23 protein-coding genes and 2 tRNA genes are annotated in these 20,554 nt (G+C 39.1%); all 25 read right to left on the reverse strand.

Features of this window, described 5'->3' with window-relative positions:
* Positions 1-430: 430 nt before the first annotated feature.
* The 25 genes from ISS83_00605 to uvrA all read right to left on the reverse strand — a co-directional run bounded on the left by ISS83_00605 (position 431) and on the right by uvrA (position 20,502).
* A complete protein-coding gene (locus tag ISS83_00605; GenBank protein MBL7142156.1) occupies positions 431-1,492 on the reverse strand; it encodes a nucleoside monophosphate kinase in 1,062 nt (353 codons plus the stop codon).
* On the reverse strand, positions 1,473-2,333 hold the full coding sequence (locus ISS83_00610; GenBank protein MBL7142157.1) for an MBL fold metallo-hydrolase: 861 nt from the start codon (positions 2,331-2,333) through the stop codon (positions 1,473-1,475). The genes ISS83_00605 and ISS83_00610 overlap by 20 nt, the downstream gene beginning before the upstream one ends.
* A gap of 93 nt (positions 2,334-2,426) precedes the next feature.
* Positions 2,427-2,582, reverse strand: coding sequence for a hypothetical protein (locus ISS83_00615; GenBank protein MBL7142158.1), 156 nt, complete (start codon positions 2,580-2,582; stop codon positions 2,427-2,429).
* A 185-nt stretch (positions 2,583-2,767) separates the two neighbouring features.
* Positions 2,768-3,469, reverse strand: a complete 702-nt coding sequence (locus ISS83_00620) for an anaerobic ribonucleoside-triphosphate reductase activating protein (GenBank protein ID MBL7142159.1) — start codon at positions 3,467-3,469, stop codon at positions 2,768-2,770.
* Positions 3,470-3,571: 102 nt separating this feature from the next.
* Entirely contained in the window at positions 3,572-5,695 is a 2,124-nt protein-coding gene (locus tag ISS83_00625) for a ribonucleoside triphosphate reductase (GenBank protein ID MBL7142160.1), read from the reverse strand.
* Positions 5,696-6,006: 311 nt separating this feature from the next.
* Positions 6,007-6,186, reverse strand: a complete 180-nt coding sequence (locus ISS83_00630) for a ferredoxin (protein ID MBL7142161.1) — start codon at positions 6,184-6,186, stop codon at positions 6,007-6,009.
* A gap of 27 nt (positions 6,187-6,213) precedes the next feature.
* Positions 6,214-6,657 (reverse strand): YjbQ family protein, encoded by a 444-nt coding sequence (locus ISS83_00635; GenBank protein ID MBL7142162.1) that lies wholly within the window; start codon positions 6,655-6,657, stop codon positions 6,214-6,216.
* A 5-nt stretch (positions 6,658-6,662) separates the two neighbouring features.
* Entirely contained in the window at positions 6,663-6,947 is a 285-nt protein-coding gene (locus ISS83_00640) for a rubrerythrin (protein ID MBL7142163.1), read from the reverse strand.
* Positions 6,948-7,026: 79 nt separating this feature from the next.
* Positions 7,027-7,458 (reverse strand): hypothetical protein, encoded by a 432-nt coding sequence (locus ISS83_00645; GenBank protein MBL7142164.1) that lies wholly within the window; start codon positions 7,456-7,458, stop codon positions 7,027-7,029.
* A gap of 63 nt (positions 7,459-7,521) precedes the next feature.
* Positions 7,522-8,079: a hypothetical protein gene (locus ISS83_00650; protein ID MBL7142165.1), complete on the reverse strand. Its 558-nt coding sequence runs from the start codon at positions 8,077-8,079 to the stop codon at positions 7,522-7,524.
* A 61-nt stretch (positions 8,080-8,140) separates the two neighbouring features.
* Positions 8,141-8,413 (reverse strand): hypothetical protein, encoded by a 273-nt coding sequence (locus ISS83_00655; protein MBL7142166.1) that lies wholly within the window; start codon positions 8,411-8,413, stop codon positions 8,141-8,143.
* Positions 8,414-8,694: 281 nt separating this feature from the next.
* Positions 8,695-8,766 (reverse strand) — tRNA-Asn (locus ISS83_00660).
* 39 nt (positions 8,767-8,805) lie between these two features.
* On the reverse strand, positions 8,806-9,192 hold the full coding sequence (locus ISS83_00665) for a DUF2784 family protein (GenBank protein MBL7142167.1): 387 nt from the start codon (positions 9,190-9,192) through the stop codon (positions 8,806-8,808).
* Positions 9,193-9,197: 5 nt separating this feature from the next.
* The gene (locus ISS83_00670) at positions 9,198-10,439 is read right to left on the reverse strand and encodes a sigma-70 family RNA polymerase sigma factor (protein MBL7142168.1); all 1,242 of its coding nucleotides are present in this window, start codon (positions 10,437-10,439) and stop codon (positions 9,198-9,200) included.
* Positions 10,418-12,160, reverse strand: a complete 1,743-nt coding sequence (locus tag ISS83_00675; protein ID MBL7142169.1) for a DNA primase — start codon at positions 12,158-12,160, stop codon at positions 10,418-10,420. Before ISS83_00675 ends, ISS83_00670 begins: the two co-directional genes overlap by 22 nt.
* Complete coding sequence (locus ISS83_00680) at positions 12,157-12,624, reverse strand: NUDIX domain-containing protein (protein MBL7142170.1); 468 nt, start codon at positions 12,622-12,624, stop codon at positions 12,157-12,159. Before ISS83_00680 ends, ISS83_00675 begins: the two co-directional genes overlap by 4 nt.
* Before the next feature lie 5 nt (positions 12,625-12,629).
* Positions 12,630-12,986, reverse strand: a complete 357-nt coding sequence (locus ISS83_00685) for a nucleoside triphosphate pyrophosphohydrolase family protein (GenBank protein MBL7142171.1) — start codon at positions 12,984-12,986, stop codon at positions 12,630-12,632.
* A 2-nt stretch (positions 12,987-12,988) separates the two neighbouring features.
* The gene (locus tag ISS83_00690) at positions 12,989-13,375 is read right to left on the reverse strand and encodes an ACT domain-containing protein (protein ID MBL7142172.1); all 387 of its coding nucleotides are present in this window, start codon (positions 13,373-13,375) and stop codon (positions 12,989-12,991) included.
* Positions 13,376-13,402: 27 nt separating this feature from the next.
* A tRNA-Ser gene (locus ISS83_00695) sits at positions 13,403-13,487 on the reverse strand.
* The gene (locus tag ISS83_00700; GenBank protein ID MBL7142173.1) at positions 13,488-14,330 is read right to left on the reverse strand and encodes a M48 family metallopeptidase; all 843 of its coding nucleotides are present in this window, start codon (positions 14,328-14,330) and stop codon (positions 13,488-13,490) included. It lies immediately after the preceding tRNA gene.
* Positions 14,331-14,386: 56 nt separating this feature from the next.
* A complete protein-coding gene (locus ISS83_00705; GenBank protein MBL7142174.1) occupies positions 14,387-14,941 on the reverse strand; it encodes a LemA family protein in 555 nt (184 codons plus the stop codon).
* Positions 14,942-15,046: 105 nt separating this feature from the next.
* On the reverse strand, positions 15,047-16,666 hold the full coding sequence (gene groL / locus ISS83_00710) for a chaperonin GroEL (GenBank protein ID MBL7142175.1): 1,620 nt from the start codon (positions 16,664-16,666) through the stop codon (positions 15,047-15,049).
* Positions 16,667-16,673: 7 nt separating this feature from the next.
* Positions 16,674-16,964, reverse strand: a complete 291-nt coding sequence (locus tag ISS83_00715) for a co-chaperone GroES (protein ID MBL7142176.1) — start codon at positions 16,962-16,964, stop codon at positions 16,674-16,676.
* A 150-nt stretch (positions 16,965-17,114) separates the two neighbouring features.
* Positions 17,115-17,606, reverse strand: a complete 492-nt coding sequence (locus tag ISS83_00720) for a hypothetical protein (protein MBL7142177.1) — start codon at positions 17,604-17,606, stop codon at positions 17,115-17,117.
* Positions 17,607-17,694: 88 nt separating this feature from the next.
* Positions 17,695-20,502: an excinuclease ABC subunit UvrA gene (gene uvrA, locus ISS83_00725; protein ID MBL7142178.1), complete on the reverse strand. Its 2,808-nt coding sequence runs from the start codon at positions 20,500-20,502 to the stop codon at positions 17,695-17,697.
* Positions 20,503-20,554 lie beyond the last annotated feature (52 nt).

Genomic DNA, 20,554 nt, shown 5'->3' on the forward strand with positions numbered 1-20,554 from the left:
GGTGGGTAATTGCTATTTACCTAAGGGTTTTTACCCCGCATAATCCGAACATGGTGAGGATTTGTGCGGGGCGATTCCCTGCACCCCTAAAAGTAAACTAAAAAACCGCTGAAATGGCGGTTTTTTAGTGGCTCTGTTTTCTAGGAAGTTTTCTCGGAAAAAGTTACAAGTGGGAATCCTAGTCCGCCGCCACGGCGGCGGAATCATTTCAGACTCCCTTAAAAAACTTTTGTACCAGAACTAACTAGATTCAGAGCCAATTTAATTATACATTTTATGAAGGAGGAATGTCAAATGACTTCCGACTGAATAAAATAAAGATGAGGGGTTATTCCCTCATCGCCCATCCGACCGAGGAAGGATGTCAACGACATCCGACTCCCGAGCAACAGCGAAGGGAGTTCGAAGAAACAAGTTTCTTCTATCGCTCTCACAAATTTAAAACATCGCTGATTTGCTTTATCAAAGAAACGACAACCGGCGGCGGAAGCAAGCTGTAAGAGGGTTCTTTGTTATCATCTGGAACAAGCCAAGGCCTTTCTTTAACGATTGCTTTATCTCCTTTCCATTCGTAATAATATTCCGGGGTAATCTCGTAATCGTCAACAGAGCTTTTAGCAGATTTCTTAGGAACAGAATTCCTTAGAAGAATCTTGGGAATACCATAAAGGGAAAAAGCCTGGTTAATCAGTTTCCCGTCTCTTTTTAATCTGTCTTTGATCGGCTTTATGCCGAAATCATCGCCTTCCTTGCGAACCATTCTCGTTCCCCTACACTTTGGGTTGTCGCAAAGCAGATAGAATTCTTTTTTCTTTGCCTCATAGCCTATTTTGGAAGTGGGCAATAATTTAAAATTTCTTGAAGTCTGACAATGAGGACAAACCATCCTGTATTTTATCCTTTCGTCAATCACCTTTTCCGGTACGTTAATCAAAACAAAAAAGTCGGGGTCCTCACGATAGCCGATTAAATCCCTAAAAAATAAAGCAAAGTTTATTTGGTCTAAATCCCTGGGAAAGCCGTCAAGAAAAATAGTTTTTTTCTGTCTTTTTCCGATCTCTCTTTTTACCAAAGCTAGTATCAATTCTGTCGGCAAAAGGGTTTTTGTACTTCTTTTTTCCAAAAAAGACACCAACTCTTTAGCTGACTGCCAGCCGCGATAATTCTTTTCCAAAAAGGAAAAAAACTCCTTTTTCTTTTTCGGGTCTTTCAGTTCGTTGTCGACTCCCCGAATTATATCGCCTATCGAAAAATGCTCTATTCTTTCCGGATCAACAATCTCAGCGAACATTTTGGAATATGTTCCCTTACCTGAATTTTTCTTGCCGACAAGATAAGCGACGAAAGTATTCCCCTTTCTGAAATATTCCCTTAATTTTTTAATCTCTTTTCCCACTTTCAATTGGAAGTACTTTTCTCTTTCTTTCGGATTATTCAAATCAAAAGTTGCTTTTACTTTCGGATTTTTAGTTTTAAAAATTGGAAATTGCATAATTTTTGCTGTTGGAAATAATTTTAATATCGCCTTGCTCGTCCGTCCTGAATATTCTTATACCATATTTTGTCAAAGTATCCAAAGTTTCCTGATTGGGATGGCCGTATTTATTGTCCTTACCAACGGAAATTACGGCAACCTCCGGAGAAACTTCCTCAATAAATTCTCGGCTGCTTGATGTTTTACTGCCGTGATGGCCGACTTTCAAAATATCGGATTCAATAAAAATACCTTTTCCAACCAGCTGTTTTTCAACCGATTGGAAAGCGTCGCCGGTAAACAAAAAAGAATTATCTCCGAAAACCAATCTGACGACAATCGAAGTGTTGTCAACTTCTTTAATTTTTTGGTTTTCCAAATTTTCAAAAGGATAGAGAATTTCTAAAACCACTATACCGGCGATTACCTTTTGTCCGGACTGTGCAATATATACTTTGGTTTCCTTAATCGCTTCCTGCCATTTTTCAAAAATAGATGTTTCCATTAAAACGCCTGTCCATAAAACATTTTCCACTTCATAATTTTCCAAAACCTTAATAAAGCCTGACAAGTGGTCATCGTGCGGATGGGTTAAGATAAGCAGATCAATCGTTCTGTCCCAGAAAGGCATCTTTTCTCCCAACTTTTCCAAAACAGCTGAGCCCGGCCCTCCGTCAATCAGAATCTGCTGATTACCTGGCATTTCAATAAATATGGCATCTCCCTGCCCAACATCAAAGAAATTCACTTCCAAAGAACCTTGTCTATTCAAATCAAAAACAGTTAGCCAAGCCAAAATATTAAAACAAAATAAAATTATTAAAACCACTAATATTCTGTTTTCTTTGTTCTCGCGCATTTTTCTATAATATCTCAATAAAACGATAAAACAAAATCCCGTTAATCAAAACAGGATTCTGTTCAAGAAATAACGTTATCTCTTGGGAAAAGATTAGGCGTTTCCCATGATTCTGAACATCTTGGTCCCGCATTTGGGGCAAGTGCCAGTCATGGCTCTTCTTTTTCCCCCGCCCTTTCCTTTCATTGTTACTTCCTTTTCGTTAGATATTTCTTGTTTCTTTTTGCATTTTACACAATAACCTTCCATAATGTTGTAAAAAATGTAAATTTTTCAAAACCGACCTTTATCCCGCACCACTTTGCAATAATCTCTTACTCAAAAATCAAAATTATAACTGATGGGTTTTAAATTACGACAAAGTGGTGCGGGGTTTATCCACAACTTCATTTAGCTTAATTTAAGCACAATTTTAAGTCAAGCCCCTTAAAAGATTACCCCCTTACCTGGCAAACTCCAAAAAAACCAGAAATTTCCTCTTTTATCGCCAAAAGAAAGTCTTGAGAATAAGGTTTTATCTTTTCAAAGTCAGGATCAATGGTTTTTTCGGGAAGAAAACTCTGCAAGAAGAACTTTTTTGCCGGACCAATCTCCTCAGCAATTTGAATCACGTCTTCTTTTTCATGGAGCGAGGGAACAACCGTCATTCTGAACTCATAGTCAAGGCCCGAGTTCTTTATTATTCCAATACTTTCTTTAATATCCTGTAAATTTACCTTGATACCGACTGCTTTATCATATTTTACGAAAGATGATTTGATATCCATGGCAATATAATCAAGCAGATTGTCGTCAATAAGCTTTTTTATCATTCCGGGGTTAGAACCGTTAGTATCAAGTTTAATAAGATAGCCCAGCTTTTTAATTTTTCCGATGAAGTCTATCAGCTCAATATGAATTGTCGGCTCTCCCCCGCAAATTACCACTCCTTCCAAAAGCCCTTTTCTTTTTTCCAAAAAATCAAAAAAATCTTTTTCTGAAATTCTCGGCTGCAGTTTTATTTTCTCCGGCAAAACCAATTCTGCAGAATAACAGAAAGGACAGCGGAAATTGCAACCCAAAAGAAAAACAGTGGCCGCAACGCGACCAGGAAAATCAATAAGAGTGGTTTTTTGAAGTCCGCCTATCTCAATCATTTATCGAGCTTCCAAAGGAAGCGAAGATGAAGATGAAATTTTAATTTCATCGACCACCGAGATTTAATTTTATAAAAACGCGAGTAAGTTCAAAGAAGAGATTTATCTCTTCGACTCGCTGACTAAGTTAGGAACGCTGAATTCTTTTCTTTCTTTGAATTCTTCCTTTTTACTGGCATGCCATTGCTGAACCGGACGAATATACCCGACTATCCTTGAATAAACTTCGCAGGGCTGTTTTATTGTGCATTGCGGACACTCAAAATGTTCTCCTGACAGATAGCCATGCGTGGGACAAATTGAAAAAGTCGGAGTAAGAGTAATATAAGGCAAATGGAAATTCTTAAATATTTTCTTAATTAAGCTTTTAACGTTTTCAATGTCGTTTATTTTTTCACCGATAAACATATGGAGTACTGTCCCTCCAGTATATTTGCATTGAAGTTCATCTTGAAGTTTCAAAGCCTCAAAAAAATCTGGAGTATAATCAACCGGCAGCTGGCTGCTGTTTGTATAATATGGTTCTTCCTTGCCCGCTGTAATAATATCCGGATATTTCTCTCTGTCTATATGAGGTAAACGGTAGCTGACTCCTTCGGCCGGTGTAGCTTCCAAGTTGTAAAGATTGTCAGTTTCCTTTTGATAATCCACCAGCCTGTCTCTCATAAAATCCAGAACTTCCAGAGCGAAAGTCCTGCCCTTTTGAGAGCCCATATTCTCACCGATAAAGTTCAAAAGGGATTCGTTCATACCCACCAAACCTATGGTTGAGAAGTGATTGCCGTAATACTGGTCTCTCATCTTTTTTACTCCCGACAAATAAAACTTCGAGTAAGGATACAATCCCTTTTCCATGAAGTTTTCCAGAATTTTTCTTTTTATTTCCAGACTTTCTTTGGCTAAATCCATCACCTTGCCCAATCTTTCAAAAAACTCTTTCTTTGTCTTGGAAAGGTAACCGATTTGCGGAAGATTGATAGTCACCACTCCAATGCTTCCGGTAAGCGGATTTGAACCGAAAAGTCCTCCTCCCCTTTTTAAAAGTTCTTTATTATCCAATCTAAGGCGGCAACACATAGCTCTCACGTCTTCCGGCTTCATATCTGACTGTATGAAATTTGAAAAATAATTTACTCCGTATTTTGCGGTCGCCTCCCACATCGGAATCAAACTAGAATTGTTCCAGTCAAAATCCTTGGTAATGCTGATTGTCGGAATCGGAAAAGTGAAAGGTCTTCCTTTTGCATCTCCTTCCATCAAGACTTCGTAAAAAGCCTTGTTGAACATGTCCATTTCCAGCTGGAACTCTCCGTAAGTTTCTTTCTGAGGCATTCCTCCGATAATCACCGGCTGTTTTGCCAGATTGACAGGCGGTTTGATGTCCAAAGTGACATTAGTGAAAGGAGTTTGGAACCCGACCCTTGTCGGAATGGCGCAATTAAAAATAAATTCCTGCATTGACTGCTTCACCTGTTGATAGCTCAGATTGTCATACTTAATGAAAGGAGCCAGTAATGTATCGAAAGAAGAAAAAGCCTGGGCGCCTGCCGATTCTCCCTGAAGAGTGTAAAAGAAATTTACAGTTTGTCCTAAAGCAATTCTCAAGTGTTTGGGCGGCTTTGATTCAACCTTTCCGAAAACTCCTCTGAAGCCCCTTTGGAGCAAATCATACAAATCCCAACCGCAACAATAAGTTGCCAGAGAATCAAGATTATGAATATGCATTTCTCCGTTTTTGTAAGACTCTCTGATTTCCTGCGGATAAACTTTATTCAGCCAATATTTTTTTGTCACTGCAGATTTTACATATTCATTCAAACCTTGCAGAGAATAAGCCATATTGGCGTTTTCCTTGATCTGCCAATCAAGCTCCTTTATGTATTTATCGATCATTTCAACAGATTCATCAACGATCTTTACGGCGTCCCTGATTTGTCTTCTCTGTTCTCTATAAAGAATATAAGCTTTGGCAGTGTCTACCAAATTTTCCAAAATCAAAACCTCTTCAACAATGTCCTGGATCTGCTCAACTGCCGGAATATCCCCTTCCTTGAATCTGCGATTCAAAAAAACAAGCACCTTATCAGAAACTTTCTTTGAGATATCGCCGTCGCCCTGGCCGGTGGCCGTTAACGCCTTAAAAATTGCCTTGGCAATTTTGGATTGGTCAAAATCAACAATCGTACCGTCCCTTTTTTTAATTTTTGTAATTTTATTCTGGTCCATTTTTAGAGAAAAAATAGTCGAAGAGCGTTTCGCACCCTTCTTCACCTTCGCTCCCTTCTTCAATGAAGGAAGCTCAGTTAAATATTATTATATTTTATCCAAAATTTAAAGAGGGGTCAAATTCCTGACAACTACTCTTAAAAGCTCGGCTTTTCCACACCCCGTATATCAACTTCCAGAACCAAACTTTTATTCGCAGAACTAATTCTGAATTATTATTTTATATCTTTAATATCCCCCCCCAACTATATTATTTTATTACGTTTGGTTTGTTGCGAATAACTGGAAGTTGTATTACGGGACACACCCGATTATTCCTCTTTTTTTTCAATGGCTCCGTAAGGACAAATGCTTTCTCCGCCGCATTCTGCCAGCTTTTGGTTATCAATAACCTCAGCTTTGCCCTCGTCATTCATTTCTGTCCCGCCCGGGCATTGAGTAACGCACAGCCCGCAGCCAATGCACTTTTCTTTGTTTACTTTGTAATACATATATATATTAAAAAACTAAAAAGACCTTTAATCTCCGATTATTTGTATTTGGAATCTCCTTTGCCTTGACTGGTCAAGTTCAACAAAGAAAATTCTCTGCCATTGGCCCAGCTGCAGTTTTCCGTTTATCAGATTCAAAACAGCTGATACCGGTAAATGAATCGCCCGACAGTGAGCGTGTCCGTTGACACACTCCTCAGCGCACATATTGACCGTCCTAATAGTAAAATCATTATGCCTATAATCTCTGTCCTTGCTGGCTGACTCTTTCAAGTGCCTTTTAAAATCTTCAATAAGCAAAGGTTCGTTTTCGTTAACGATAACTGTCGCTGTCGTGTGCATGCTTTGAATATTTACCAAGCCGTTTTTAATTTTGCTTTCACTGACAAAAGCTGTCACCTTGTCTGTAACGTCAATAAAATCCAGCTCCTCTTTTGTCTGAAACTCGATTGTTTTGTTCAACGACTTCATTTTAACTATTTGCTTGTTTTTTCTTCGATTTCTTTTTTGCCCTCTTCCAATTCCTGTAACTGTTCTGCATCTTCTCTCAAAAGCAATGTTTCAAATTCTCCGACATGGGTTTTTTCTTCCTTGGCAATATCCAAAAGAATTTTTTTAATGTCTTCTTTGTCGGTCATTGCCGCCAGCTGCTCGTAAAGGGAAACAGCGTCAAGTTCGGCAATCATGCCTATTCTTAAAATCTCCTTGTCCAAATCTTCTTTTTTTACTTTTTCAAGTGAAATTGGTAATTGCGATAACATATTTTTAAAATTAATTGTTGGCGACCTTTCAAATTAATAATTCCAATCCTGCTCTAAAAATAACTTAATTCAATATATTTTATTCTTTCTTTGCTTTTATCAATAGGATAACACTGCCCAGTAAACCAATCAAGAAAGCTATCGGGCAAACAACAATCGCTAAAAGAAAGAAGAAAGGTTCGTCCCCCAAGCCGATTCTTTCCCAAAAGCTTTCTCCGAAAAGAAAGATAAAAAGGCCATAAACCAGATTGTGCAAAATTACACTGACAACCATTACTAAGGGAGAAATACCTGTCAGCAGCAAAAACTTTTTAAGCTTTCCGCCAACTTTCTTTCTAAAGGTAAAAACTATCAAAATAATGCTCAGTAGAAAAAATATCAGAAAAGAAATCAAAAAAAGAACAGGTCTCCAAAAGCTATTGAACGTTTGCCCCAAAATCTGAAAGCTGGCTACAACGTAAAGGAAAACGACCATTAATGCTCCGAGTATTATTACGAATGGTTTTTTCATATATTTAATTATACCAAAAACTACCTTATTTTAAAAAGTAACTCGCATTAGAAGATAACTGGATTATCTGTTGAATAACTTTAGCAGCCAGCCGAATAAACTGAATTGGCCTTCCTGCGTTTCTATAAAATTATCAATTCTTGCTTGCTCCTGTTCTAGTGTCTGAATTTGGTTTTGAAGTTCCGTCCCCTCTGCTTCATTCTGGACATTTTCCATTAATCTGTTCAACTGTTCCAATCTATTTCTGGTTTGGACAACCTCGCTTCTTAACGCTCCTAAATTCTTGTAGTCTGTACCCATCAAAAATGTCTTTATTCTGCTTCTTGTTTGAATCCTTTCCATCGCCTGGATCGTTGTGCTTGCCGATTGGTTCTGTTCCTGGGCAATGGTTCTCACCTGCTGGCCAATGCCTCCCTCTCTGTCAGCAACCTGTAAGAGGCTTTGGACAAAGTTTGCCACGGCGCTTTGATGCTGTTCAGCATTAATCTGTCCTTGCTGATTTTGTTTTTGATTAGCGTTCTGATTTTGTGCCGCTTTTGCATTCACAAAAAAAGCAAAAGAAAAAACAAGCATTATTGCTAAAATAGATACGAATAATATATTATTTTTTGTTTTAAACATATTTGATTTATTTTTTAATAATAATGCAACCTTTATACGATTCTAACAAAAAACTGTCTTCTTATGCAAATAAGCTCATAATTCCCTTTATGCTTAATAAAACTATAGCGATAATCAGAATCGTTTGAGGTATTATCATAAAGAAAGTCAAAATAAGCAAAATGCCTGCCATTAAATCAAAAAGGCTTCCTATATCGGGCAGAAAAGGAATTGCTTTTATCAGCAGAATCACTGCAAATAAGATTATTACTCCTTTGGGAAAATCGATTCCAGTGACAACTGATAATAATAAAAAAGCAACAAATAAATCTATTAATCCTAATATTTTAACCATTAAATTACCACTTCAATAAGAATTCGTGATATTCATCGCCCCGGGAAATGCATTTTGTTTCTTCGCATGCAACTTCTCTCCGAACGACCATTTTAGCCGATGCGATGAAATAACCAATAAGATACTGGCAATGAAAAACATTAAGGTTGATATTCTCTAATTTAATAATAACATATTTTTTCTTTCATATATTTATCCTACCAAAAAACCGCCGCCGCCGAAAGGCGGATTGGCGATTTTTATCGTGGCTTGCCCTGAGCGAGCGAAGCGAGTCGAATGGGCTCCGGAGGTAGGACTCGAACCTACAACCCACTCGTTAACAGCGAGGCGCTCTGCCATTGAGCTACTCCGGAATATCTCTTATTATATTCAATTTTAAGAATTTTTCAAGCTTAACGAACTAATAAAAAATACTGTAAACTGACAATAACAAATATAGTAAGGGTAAAACAGGTTATAAATTTATGCGGCAAGTGTATGTGAAACTTGCCAAAAAATTCCTTAGCAAAAGAATGGCTATAATTTCTTTCGTCTGATATGGATTTGCCCCTTAAAAGCTGGTGTATGGTCGTTAGAAAGCAAACCATCCGGTATTTCTTGGTCCAGGGCATAATGATTAGACCCCAGATGAATTGGTTAAAAACAATCACTAGAGTCAGATAAAAATGGAATATTATTTTATCCGGCCACCAGCTTGTCGGAACAAATAACAAACCTAGCCAGAAAACAACAATAGCAGAATGAATCCAGAAAATAATTTTACCCAAAAAATCTTTCATGAAAATCAATAACCTTTTAGCTTTTTGAGAGAACCATGCTCTCTGATTCTTTCCAAGGCTTTGGCTTCAATCTGGCGGATTCTCTCCCTGGTCACGCCAAACTCGTTTCCCACCTCTTCTAAAGTGTGGGTTACGCCGTCTTGCAATCCAAACCTCATTGCAAGGATTTTCTGCTCTCTAGGGGTTAAATCAACTAAAATTTCTTTTAATCTTTCTTTTAATAAATTTCTACCAGCTTCCAAAGAGGGAGAAATTGACTTTTCGTCTTCAATAAACTCAGCCAAAACAGAGTCTTCTTCGTCTTCGCCAACAGGAGTTTCAAGAGAAACAGTATCCTGGGAAATCTTCATTATATGATAAACTTTCCCCAGCTCAATACCCATTTCAGCTGCAATTTCTTCCGGCAAAGGTTCCCTGCCCAAATCCTGCAGCAGCCTTCTTCTTATCTGGGTGTATTTTGAAATGGTTTCCACCATATGAACCGGAATTCTGATGGTTCTTGCCTGATCAGCCAAAGCTCTGGTGATTGCCTGGCGAATCCACCAGGTAGCGTAAGTTGAAAACTTATAACCTCTTCTCCAGTCAAACTTTTCAACTGCTCTAAAAAGCCCCAAATTCCCCTCCTGAATCAAATCAAGCAAAGTCAGATTAGGAGAACGTCCAACATATCTTTTGGCAATGGAAACGACCAATCTCAAATTAGCTTTGGCTAACTTCTTCTTTGCCTCAAGATCACCTTTCTCTATCTTTTTTGCCAGTTCTTTTTCTTCGGCAGCTGTAACAAAGGAAAGTTTGCCTATTTCCTTCAAATACATTTGAATCGGGTCTATCCTGCTCTCGCTTGCTTTTGGTTTTTTAACTTTTTCTCCGATTGTAATCAATTCTTTGACCTCCTGCACTTCGATCCCAGCCTTTTCAAAATCATCGTAAAGCCTTTCCAGCCCCTTTATATCCCTTTCTATTGCTGGAAAATAATAAAGGATTTCAGAATAAGTGACGAATCCCCTTTCTTCTCCCTTTTCAAGAAGCTGCTGGAATTTTTCCTCAGTGAAAACCTTTTTCGGCCTGCCCAGCTTTATCATTATTCTTTTCTTTTTCTTCGCCTTTTTCCTTAACTTAACTCTGGCTTTCTTTTTAATTATTTTCTTGGATTTGGGCTTTTTCTTAACAACAATCCTTTTCTTCTTTGGCACTCTTTTCTTTTTGGCTGATCTTTTCTTCTTTTTTACTTTTTTTGATTTTGGCATTTTTGTTGAAGTATTTGGTTAAAATCTTTGGTTAATTCCCCAACTCTTTCCCAGTTTTTTTCTTCTTCCGCCCTTTTGATTTCCTGGGATATCTGATCCAATTCGTTCTTGGCTTTTATCAGGACGGTTTCAGACAAGCAATACTGTATTTCAGATTCAATGTCCTTTTCTTCGATTTCCTCTATTTCCGACTTTAAGGCAAGCTGATTGAATAATTCCGAATCGATCTTTAAACCCTTTTTCATCTTTAGCATAATCTCCTTAATTTGGGGAGAGAAATCTTCCAGGCATTCGTCTTTGATAATTTCTATGCTTTTTGGAAATTTTAAAAACAAAATGACTAATCTTTCTTCCAGAAGCTCATTCCTTGATTTTACTGGCAAATTCTTAATTTCTTCTGGCTCCATGCCCAAATAATCAGAATACTCTTCCAGTTTGATTTTTTTCAATTCTTCTTCAATATTTTCTTCTTTTGTCTTAAGCTTCTTTGCCAGTTCGCCAATCCAGTGAGACTGGACTATTCTGTTGGAAATTCTTTTAATGATCGGCAGCAATATTTTTGAAATTTCTTTTTTGCCTTCGGGAGTATCTTTGTCAAATTTTGAAAAAGCGCTTTCAAAATAGAAATCCATGATTGATTTTGCTTCCTTCACCTTCTCTTCCCAAGCTTTCGGGTCTTTAAAAATTAGGTCTGCCGGATCCAAGCCCTCTGGCAAAACAATAACTTTAACATCAAAACCGTGAAGCTGCGCCAAATCGATTCCTCTTTTAGTGGCTGCTTCTCCTGCTATATCCATGTCAAAAGCAGTCAATAAATTATCAGAATACCGCTTCAAGGTTTTAAGCTGCAAAGGGGTCAAAGCAGTACCAGAAGTAGCAACCACATTCTCAAAACCAGCCTGAGACACCATTATTAGATCAACGTATCCTTCCACCAAAATACAGAAATCATTTTTCCTTATCTCCACTTTTGCTTTGTCCAAACCATAAAGAATACGGCTTTTATCGTAAAGAATGGTCTGGGGAGTATTAACGTATTTGGCTATTTCCTTTTTGTCTTTTTCCTTAAAAACCCGGCCGCCAAACCCAACCACCTGAGAATTCAAATCAAAAATAGGAAATATAATCCTACCCCTGAACCTGTCGTAAAAAGAACCTTTTTCAGAAGACAAGCCTACCCCAGCTTTCTTAATTTCCTCCTGAGAATAGCTCCTGGAACTCAAAAAATCAGCTAAGCCCTGCCAGACATCGGGTGCATAACCGACTCTCCACTTTTCCAAACTTTCCTTTGTAATACCCCTATCTAAAAGGTACTGCTTGGCTTCCTTGCCTGTTTTGCTTTCTGCCAGTTGCTTTTCAAAGAATCTTGTTGCCAAATCGCAAATTTCGTAAAGACGCTCTCTTTCTGTTTGAAATTCTTTGTATTCTTTAGTTTGCCTTTTCAACTCCACGCCCGCTCTCTGAGCCAGAATGCGCAAAGCATCGCCAAACTCAACCCCTTCAATTTTCATTACAAAATCGAAAATTCCGCCTCCGACCGAACAACCAAAACAATGCCATATCTGGCGCGCAGGAGAAACAAAAAAAGAAGGTTTTTTTTCAGAATGGAAAGGACAGACAGCCCGATAATTAGCTCCTGCTTTTTGAAGCTTGATATAGCTGCCGATTACCTCGATTATATCGAGCCTGCTTTTGATTTCATCAATAGGCGAAGAAATCATATTTTTTTAATAATTTTATCCACCATTTCAAGTTCTTCCCAAATCCCGCCTATCAAATCGTAATTCTTAGCTTCTTCAAGACTTACCCATTTATAATCAACGTTTTCTTCGTTCATTTTCACTTCGCCCGACTGCCAATCGCAGTAATAACTCAAAGTAATGACCGGGACATTGTCAGAACGGAGAAAAGTCAAATCCAAAAGATATTTCAATTCGCCAACCTCCAAATCCGTCTCTTCCTTAATCTCCCGTTTCAAAGAATTGGTTAAGGGAAAATACCAGGCGTCAAGATTGGTTTTGGGCGTATTAATGTAATCGCTGAGCTCTAAACCGCCGCCTGGAACGCTCCATCTTGAAGGAAAAGCTTTTTTATTTGGGCTGCGCTGCAAAATAAGATACCTACCGTCTTTTTGAATGATTGCCGTAGCTGTAACCCTATGAAGTTCTAATTTCTGATTTTCCATAATTTTTACTTCTCGTTCCAGTCTATTCCCTGTCTTTTGGCATGCTTTTTTGAAAAACCTTCAGGATACCTTTTCTTGAGTTTGGCAATATTTTCTTCCAAAACTTCGTCCAAATCCCAATCAAAGAAATTGCAGATCATGGCTGCATACCACAAAGTATCTCCGATGTTTTCCCTGATACCGGCAATCTGGTCGTTTTTATGCGAGAAAGTCTTTTTAATGCAGCCTGCCGCATCCCCTGCTTCGCCGACAATACCCAAACCCCAGGTCAATATCTCTTTTTCTTTGTCTTGAAATTTCTGAGCTGTGTTTTTACAAAGCTTTTGATATTCTTTTAATTTTTTAATTTTATTTTTTGCCATTTTTATTTTTTAATCTTGCAAAAAGAACTTAATATTCTCTTCGCTTTATTAAGATTCTTGTCTTCGACCAAAAGATAATTGGTTTCGTAAGTCGAAACATTGAAAATACTGATGCCGGCTTTTGCCAAAGGTTTTGATAGAGCAACAATAACGCCCACAGAACCTATATCCAAATCTCCCTCAAGTCTGAAAGCCCTCCAATCTTTCTCAAACATAACTCCTGCCGGAATCTTCATCTGGGGGCAAACAACAGAAAGCTCTGTTCTCGTTCTTGTAATAGAACAAAAAAAGGTTTTTCCCGCCCACTCTGGAATGGGAATGTTTTTGGACAAATGACAAATGCCTAATTTTTCAGGCAATATGGAAAGCGTAAACTTTTTATTTTTCATATGTTTTAAGGTTAATAATAATCCGAGCGGAGGAGGTGGGATTCGAACCCACGAGCCCCTTGCGGGGCACGGCTTTCCAAGCCGTTGGAATAAACCGCTATCCGACTCCTCCCTAAATACTCATTCCCCTTAAAGCTTTGACCCTCTCTTCCACCGGAGGATGAGTCATAAATAATTTATGGAACCACGATTTTGTTTCTTTTCCTCGAAAAGGATTAGCAATATATAAATGGGAAGTGGTGTCTTCAGCTGCTTTTAAAGGATTCGGGTCTCTAGAAATCTTTTCTAGAGCCCTGGCTAATCCTTCAGGATATCTTGTCAAAAGAACGCCGGAAGCATCAGCTAAAAATTCCCTTTTTCTGGAGATGGCCAGATGAATCAAACTGGCAGCAATAGGAGCAAGAACAGCAGCAATAATTCCGACTAAGGCCAAAATACCTCCGCCAGAGCTCTTTGAATTCCTATTTCCCCCGAAAAAGCTTATTCTTAAAAAGAAACTGGACAATATAGCGATAACCCCGGCCATAACAACAACAACTGTCTGTAAAAGCATGTCTTTATTGCCAATATGGGAAAGTTCGTGAGCAATTACTCCTTCTAATTCTGGCCTTTCAAGCTTATCTAAAAGACCCCTAGTTACAGCAATAACAGCATGATTTTTATCGCGGCCAGCGGCAAAAGCATTAGGCTGGGCTTCTTCAATAATATAAATCTTTGGCAAAGGAAGCCCAGCAGCAATGCAGAGATTTTCAACCAACCTGTACAATTCCGGATTGTCCTTCTTTTCAATCAGTTTTGCTTTAGCAGTAGCCAAAACTATTTTATCTGAATACCAATAACTGGAAATGCTGGTTAGAAGGCTGAAAGCTACGGCAATCAATAGGATTACCTGGTTCTCCAATATGTTGCTGAACAACCAGCCTAAAGCAATAACCAATATCAGAAAACCTGTCATTAACAGCCAGGTCTTACGGATATTAGATCCGGCTTGCGTATATATTGTCGCCATACTTAAAACTTAACTTTCACCGGCTCTCTTTCTTCAGCTGCGCCAGTTTCAAAGAAATCCATTTTCTTGAATCTGAAAATAGCTGCAATAATATTTGCCGGAAAAGTTTCAATCTGGATATTCATGTCTCTAACATTGCTGTTGTAAAACCTTCTGGCGGCCTGAATCTTATCTTCAGTGTCAGTTAATTCATCTTGGAACTTCTGGAAGTTTTCTGAAGCCCTTAGATTGGGATAATTCTCAGCCACGGCAAAAAGGGATTTTAAAGTCTGAGAAAGAGCGTTTTCTGCTTCCCCTTTTTCTTTTAAAGTCTGGGCTCCCATTGCTTTAGTCCTGGCTTCAGTTACTCTTTCAAAAACTTCTCTTTCGTGAGTAGCATAGCCTTTGACTGTTTCCACTAAATTGGGAATCAAGTTGTACCTTCTCTTTAGTTGAACCTCAATATCTGACCAGGCCTCTTTTGCTCTGTTTTTAAAGGCAATCAGCCGGTTATAAACCAAGACTATCCAAAGAACGATAACAACGCCTATTATTATGAGAATTTTATTTAAATCCATAATAGATTTACAAATTAAAAATTGGTATATTGACCTATTACCAGTATAACTAAAAACTCCTCTGGTTTCAACCAGGAAGAGTTTTTAGGTAATTTTTAAATTTCTTTAGAATCCTTCAGGCATTGGCATCATTGGACCTTCCTTTTTATTTTTTTCCGGTTTTTCCGCCACTACCACTTCCGTAGTCAAAAACATTGAGACAGCAGAAGCAGCATTTTGTAAAGCACTTCTAACAACTTTTACCGGGTCAACGATTCCCGATTGCAATAAATCCTGATATTCCATTGTTTGGGCGTTGAAACCGAATCCTTCTTTGCCTTCTTTTACTTTTTGGACAACTACAGCTCCGTCTATACCGGCATTCTGGGCTATTTGACGGATAGGAGATTCAAGAGCCCTTCTCAAAATATTTAGTCCGGTTAATTCATCTCCTTCCAGTTTTAGTTCATCTAAAGAAGATATTGTTCTGATTAAGGCTACGCCTCCGCCAGGTACTATCCCTTCTTCAACTGCTGCTCTGGTGGCGTTAAGGGCGTCTTCAGTTTTGTGTTGTTTAGCTTTCTGTTCGATTTCAGTCACTGCTCCTACTTTAATTACTGCTACTCCTCCGACCAGCTTTGCCAGTCTTTCTTGCATTTTTTCCTTGTCAAAATCAGATTCGCTTGTTTCCAATTCTTTTTTAATCTGCTTTATCCTGGCATCAATCTTGTCTTTTTCTCCTTTACCCTCAACAATAGTGGTGTTTTCTTTGGTCGAAACCACTCTTCTTGCCTGACCTAATTGTTTTAATTCAACATTCTCCAACTTCAAGCCAACTTCTTCTGAAATGACTTCAGCTCCGGTAACTACGGCAATGTCCTGGAGAACTTCTTTCCTTCTGTCACCAAAACCAGGAGCTTTTACTGCTAAAGTGCTGAATATGCCACGAAGCTTGTTAACGACTAAGGTAGCCAAAGCTTCACCGTCAACATCGTCAGCAATAATGACTAATTCTTTTTTGCCTGCCTGAACGACTTTTTCCAGAACCGGCACGATCTCCTGGATCGAGGAAATCTTTTTGTCGGTAATTAAAATATAAGGGTCTTCAAAAACAGCTTCCATCCTCTCGGTGTCAGTGATCATGTAAGCGGAAACATAGCCCCTATCAAATTGGAGGCCTTTGACGATTTCCTTCTGGATGCCGAAAGCTTTTGATTCCTCAACTGTGATCACTCCGTCCTTACCAATCTCCTGCATGACTTCGGCAATCAAATTACCAAGCTCCTCGTCCTCAGCTGAAATGATTGCCACCTGGGCTATTTCTTCTTTGCTGGTAATCTTTTTTGAGTTTCTCTTTAAAACTTCAACAATTCTTTCTACTCCCTTTTCGATTCCCTTTCTTAAGGCTAAAGGATTAGCGCCAGCTTCCACGTTTTTTAAGCCCTCTGTGATTATTGCTTGAGCTAAAACAACGGCTGTGGTTGTGCCGTCTCCGGCAACATCATTGGTTTTCTCAGCCACTTCTTTAACAATCTCCGCCCCCAAATTTTCCACTTTGTCTTCCAACTCAATATCTTTAGCAATATTTACTCCATCATTGGTAATTGTCGGAGAACCGAAGCCTTTATCTAAAACAACGTTTCTGCCCTTTGGCCCGAGAGTCACCTTGACGGCATTGGCTAATTTATCTGCGCCTTCTTTTAATTTTTTCCTGGCTTCTTCTTTGTATAGAATTTGTTTTGCCATAATTGTTTTATTCTAAAATCGCCAAAATATCTTCGTCTTTGGCGATTAAGTATTCTTTACCCTCAACCTTGATTTTAGTCGGTCCATATTCGGTAAATAAAACCATGTTGCCGACTTTCACTTCAAGAGGGATAAAATCACCCTTCTTGTCTTTTTTGCCGGGCCCTACGGCAATGACCTTGCCTTGCTCTGGCCTTTCTTTTTCAGCGGTGTCGGGAAGCAAAATTCCGGCCCTGGTTTTTTCTTCCCCTTTTATAGGTTCAATTAAAATGTGATTTGATAATGGTTTGATTTTCATAATTTAGCTTTTTTAATTTTAGCAAACATGACCTTTGAGTGCTAATATCCAGTTTAATAAATAAAGAAAATTTGTCAAGTGTGAAAATAGAACGGAGCGTACTTTAACGTACGCTCCGGTAATTTAACTTGCTATGTTTAACCTCCTGTTCTATTTATTGTATAGCCCGAACCACCACTTAATGGTACCTATGACTAGTTTTAATGCATCTTCATCTGAGATATACCAAGGGATCACCAAAAGACATCGGTTTCTGTCGCTCATCGCTTCCATTAAGTCCAGGCCTCCACTGTTTTTAACGTCTATCAATAACTCTACTCCGCTGCTGAACAACACCTTTGTGTCGATGCCTTTTCTATCCTCCAAGCTCAAATGCTGGTAAGAAATGATTTCCGTAATTACTCCTATCTTGCCAAATTGCAGCTTAGTCGACCGGATGGTTCTAAGGTTCTCAATTGCTTTATTCTCGGAGATTAGCGCCTTCTCTCTGGACTTGGTAGTGGCAACGCCAACGCCCCAAAGACCTCTTTTTACCTCTTCTCTGTTCAAGATTTCCCTTCGTGTCTCATCCACGTGACGTTTTCTTTTGACTGTTCCATGAAAGTAGCTCTTGCTTCTTTTTTTATGTCTTCCTTTACTCAATTCCTGTCACCTCCTTTCATTCCATAAATTTGGTAAAAACCAAGGAACTGAGTCAACCCTAACTCTTTCCAAATATAAAATCAAGAGATTATCCTTGCTTTAAATATCTGCCGGTATAGCTCTTTTTACTCTTGGCAATTTCAGAAGGAATACCCTCAGCAATAATGTATCCTCCCTTTTCGCCTCCTTCCGGCCCCAAATCAATAATCCAATCAGCATTCTTAATAAAATCCAGATTATGCTCGATTGTTACAACTGTATTTCCCTTTTCAACCAGGCCTTTTAAAACCTGTATCAGTTTTTTAATGTCGTCAAAATGAAGACCGGTGGTCGGCTCGTCCAGAATATACAAGCTCTTGCCTGTCGCTTTTCTGGAAAGCTCGGTAGCTAGTTTCACTCTCTGTGCTTCTCCTCCAGAGAGCGAGGGAGCTGGCTGTCCCAACTGAATATAGCCCAAGCCGACTTCGTTCAAAGTTTTCAATTTCTCATAAAGACCAACGATATTTTTGAAAAAGTCCAAAGCTTCTTCTACCGTCATTTCAAGAACCTGGGCAATGTTTTTTCCTTTATATTCAACTGACAAAGTTTCCTTATTAAATCTCATACCTTTGCAATCTGAACACTGTATATATATGTCAGGCAAAAAGTACATTTCTATCTTTTTCACTCCCTGGCCTTCGCAGCTTTCGCATCTTCCTCCTTTAACGTTAAAGCTGAAACGGCCGGGTCTGTACCCCCTGACTCTCGCTTCTTTGGTCTTGGTAAACAAATCCCGAATGTATGAAAAAGCGCCTGTGTAAGTGGCAGGATTTGACCTGGGAGTTCTGCCTATCGGCGACTGGTCAACTAAAACTACTTTATTTAAAAATTCGGCTCCCAGAATTTCTTTGTGTTGCCCCGGCTCTTCTTTGGCCCTATAAAACTTTTTTAACAGGGCGCGGGCCAGAACGTCGTTCATCAAACTGCTTTTGCCGGATCCTGAAACTCCGGTAATACAAACGAACTTAGCTAAAGGCATTTTCACGTCAATATTCTTTAAATTATGCTCTTTTGCCCCCTTAACAATTAAATAATTTTGCAGGATTTGTTTAGGCCTGGCCTCAACAGCATGTTGAGGTTTAACCTCAACGGTTTTTCTTCCGGAAAGATACTCGCCGGTCAAAGAACGTGATTCCAACAATTGTTTTGGCGTACCCTGGAAAACGATCTTGCCGCCGTGTTTGCCGGCTCCCGGCCCAATATCAACCACCCAGTCGCTCTGCAAAATAGTCTGGCGGTCGTGTTCGACAATAATAATCGTATTGCCTAAATCCTTGAGCTTTTCCAAAGTCTGAATCAAACGGCCCTGATCTCTGGCATGTAGCCCAATTGAAGGCTCGTCTAATATATAAAGTACTCCTGTCAGTTTTGAACCTATTTGCGTGGCCAGCCTTATCCTCTGTTCTTCGCCCCCTGCCAAAGTGTCTGATTTCCTGTCCAAAGTCAGATAATCCAAGCCAACATCAATTAAAAACTGCAACCGGTTTAAAACCTCTTTGATAATGAGAGAAGCGATTTTCAATTCGCTGTTTTTTAATTTAGAATTACGGCTTTTGATTAAACTTTCAAAAAACTCCTGGACCTTATTAATCGGCGTACCAACAATCTTATCAAGAGACAAACCAGCTACTGTAACAGCCAATATTTCCGGCTTCAATCTCTTGCCCTGGCATATTTCGCACTGCTTTTCAACCATGTACTGTTCTATTTCGCTTCTGGTGTAATCGGAATCCGTTGCATGATATCTCCTTTCCAAATTAGGAATCACTCCTTCAAAGTCAGCATTACCCTGCAATATCAAATCAATGATTTTCTTTGGCAGTTCTTTGACCGGAATATCTAAAGAAAATTTATGCGTTTCTGCCAGCTTTTGCAGATGGGACCAGAAATACCCCTGCCTGCCGATTTTATGAGAAGCAAAAGCCCAAGGGAATACAGCTCCTTCGGCAATCGTTAAGTTTTGGTTTGGTATGACGAGCTTTGGATCAACTTCCAGCCTTTCCCCCAACCCCTGGCAGGAAGGGCAAGCGCCGAAAGGAGAATTGAAAGAAAACAATCTCGGCTCAAGTTCCGACAAAGAAAGCCCGCACTCTTCGCAGGCAAAATGCTCGGAAAAAATAAAATCATTGTCTTTTCGGCTTACCATTACTATGCCTTTCCCCAATTTCAAACCTGTTTCCAAGGAATCAATTAATCTTGATTTATCCAAACTCTTGTCTAAAACCAATCTATCAACAACCACTTCGATATTATGCTTTTTATTTTTGTCCAAGGTTTTATCAATAATCTCTTCAATACGATGAACAACACCATCTACCCTGACCCTGACAAAACCTGCTCTCTGCGCCTCTTCCAGAACTCCCCTGTGCTCTCCTTTCTTGCCCCTGACCAAAGGGCCGAGAATACTAATCTCGCTTTTCTTTGGAAGATTCAGAATCTGCTCTGTGATCTGATCTATTGTCTGCCGACTGATTGGCTTGCCACATTTTGGACAATGGGGCTTACCAATTCTGGCAAACAAAAGCCGGAGATAATCATATATCTCTGTTATCGTACCCACAGTTGAACGAGGATTATGGGAAGCTTTTCTCTGATCGATTGAAATTGCCGGACTAATGCCTTCGATATAATCGACGTCTGGCTTATCCATAACTCCCAGAAACTGCCTGGCATAAGCAGAAAGAGATTCAACATATCTTCTCTGGCCCTCAGCGTATAGAGTATCAAAAGCTAAAGAAGACTTGCCAGAGCCTGAAATGCCGGTAATGACCACCAGCTTGTCTTTCGGGATATCAAGGTTGATATCTTTTAAGTTGTGCACTCTTGCTCCGCGTATTTTAATGTAATTTTCAGCCATAAGAGTATTCAATTATACTGCAAATTTAAAAAAAATTCAACGGTAGCTAGAG

It is taken from the genome of Candidatus Paceibacterota bacterium (genome assembly GCA_016782605.1).
GTDB lineage: Bacteria > Patescibacteriota > Minisyncoccia > Minisyncoccales > RBG-13-42-11 > BS750m-G71.

Excerpts from the sequence above, each read along its gene's own strand:
- ISS83_00605 (MBL7142156.1), bottom strand. The coding sequence starts at position 1,492 with ATGCAATTTCCAATTTTTAAAACTAAAAATCCGAAAGTAAAAGCAACT.
- ISS83_00610 (MBL7142157.1), bottom strand. The coding sequence starts at position 2,333 with ATGCGCGAGAACAAAGAAAACAGAATATTAGTGGTTTTAATAATTTTA.
- ISS83_00615 (MBL7142158.1), bottom strand. The coding sequence starts at position 2,582 with ATGGAAGGTTATTGTGTAAAATGCAAAAAGAAACAAGAAATATCTAAC.
- ISS83_00620 (MBL7142159.1), bottom strand. The coding sequence starts at position 3,469 with ATGATTGAGATAGGCGGACTTCAAAAAACCACTCTTATTGATTTTCCT.
- ISS83_00625 (MBL7142160.1), bottom strand. The coding sequence starts at position 5,695 with ATGGACCAGAATAAAATTACAAAAATTAAAAAAAGGGACGGTACGATT.
- ISS83_00630 (MBL7142161.1), bottom strand. The coding sequence starts at position 6,186 with ATGTATTACAAAGTAAACAAAGAAAAGTGCATTGGCTGCGGGCTGTGC.
- ISS83_00635 (MBL7142162.1), bottom strand. The coding sequence starts at position 6,657 with ATGAAGTCGTTGAACAAAACAATCGAGTTTCAGACAAAAGAGGAGCTG.
- ISS83_00640 (MBL7142163.1), bottom strand. The coding sequence starts at position 6,947 with ATGTTATCGCAATTACCAATTTCACTTGAAAAAGTAAAAAAAGAAGAT.
- ISS83_00645 (MBL7142164.1), bottom strand. The coding sequence starts at position 7,458 with ATGAAAAAACCATTCGTAATAATACTCGGAGCATTAATGGTCGTTTTC.
- ISS83_00650 (MBL7142165.1), bottom strand. The coding sequence starts at position 8,079 with ATGTTTAAAACAAAAAATAATATATTATTCGTATCTATTTTAGCAATA.
- ISS83_00655 (MBL7142166.1), bottom strand. The coding sequence starts at position 8,413 with ATGGTTAAAATATTAGGATTAATAGATTTATTTGTTGCTTTTTTATTA.
- ISS83_00665 (MBL7142167.1), bottom strand. The coding sequence starts at position 9,192 with ATGAAAGATTTTTTGGGTAAAATTATTTTCTGGATTCATTCTGCTATT.
- ISS83_00670 (MBL7142168.1), bottom strand. The coding sequence starts at position 10,439 with ATGCCAAAATCAAAAAAAGTAAAAAAGAAGAAAAGATCAGCCAAAAAG.
- ISS83_00675 (MBL7142169.1), bottom strand. The coding sequence starts at position 12,160 with ATGATTTCTTCGCCTATTGATGAAATCAAAAGCAGGCTCGATATAATC.
- ISS83_00680 (MBL7142170.1), bottom strand. The coding sequence starts at position 12,624 with ATGGAAAATCAGAAATTAGAACTTCATAGGGTTACAGCTACGGCAATC.
- ISS83_00685 (MBL7142171.1), bottom strand. The coding sequence starts at position 12,986 with ATGGCAAAAAATAAAATTAAAAAATTAAAAGAATATCAAAAGCTTTGT.
- ISS83_00690 (MBL7142172.1), bottom strand. The coding sequence starts at position 13,375 with ATGAAAAATAAAAAGTTTACGCTTTCCATATTGCCTGAAAAATTAGGC.
- ISS83_00700 (MBL7142173.1), bottom strand. The coding sequence starts at position 14,330 with ATGACAGGTTTTCTGATATTGGTTATTGCTTTAGGCTGGTTGTTCAGC.
- ISS83_00705 (MBL7142174.1), bottom strand. The coding sequence starts at position 14,941 with ATGGATTTAAATAAAATTCTCATAATAATAGGCGTTGTTATCGTTCTT.
- groL (MBL7142175.1), bottom strand. The coding sequence starts at position 16,666 with ATGGCAAAACAAATTCTATACAAAGAAGAAGCCAGGAAAAAATTAAAA.
- ISS83_00715 (MBL7142176.1), bottom strand. The coding sequence starts at position 16,964 with ATGAAAATCAAACCATTATCAAATCACATTTTAATTGAACCTATAAAA.
- uvrA (MBL7142178.1), bottom strand. The coding sequence starts at position 20,502 with ATGGCTGAAAATTACATTAAAATACGCGGAGCAAGAGTGCACAACTTA.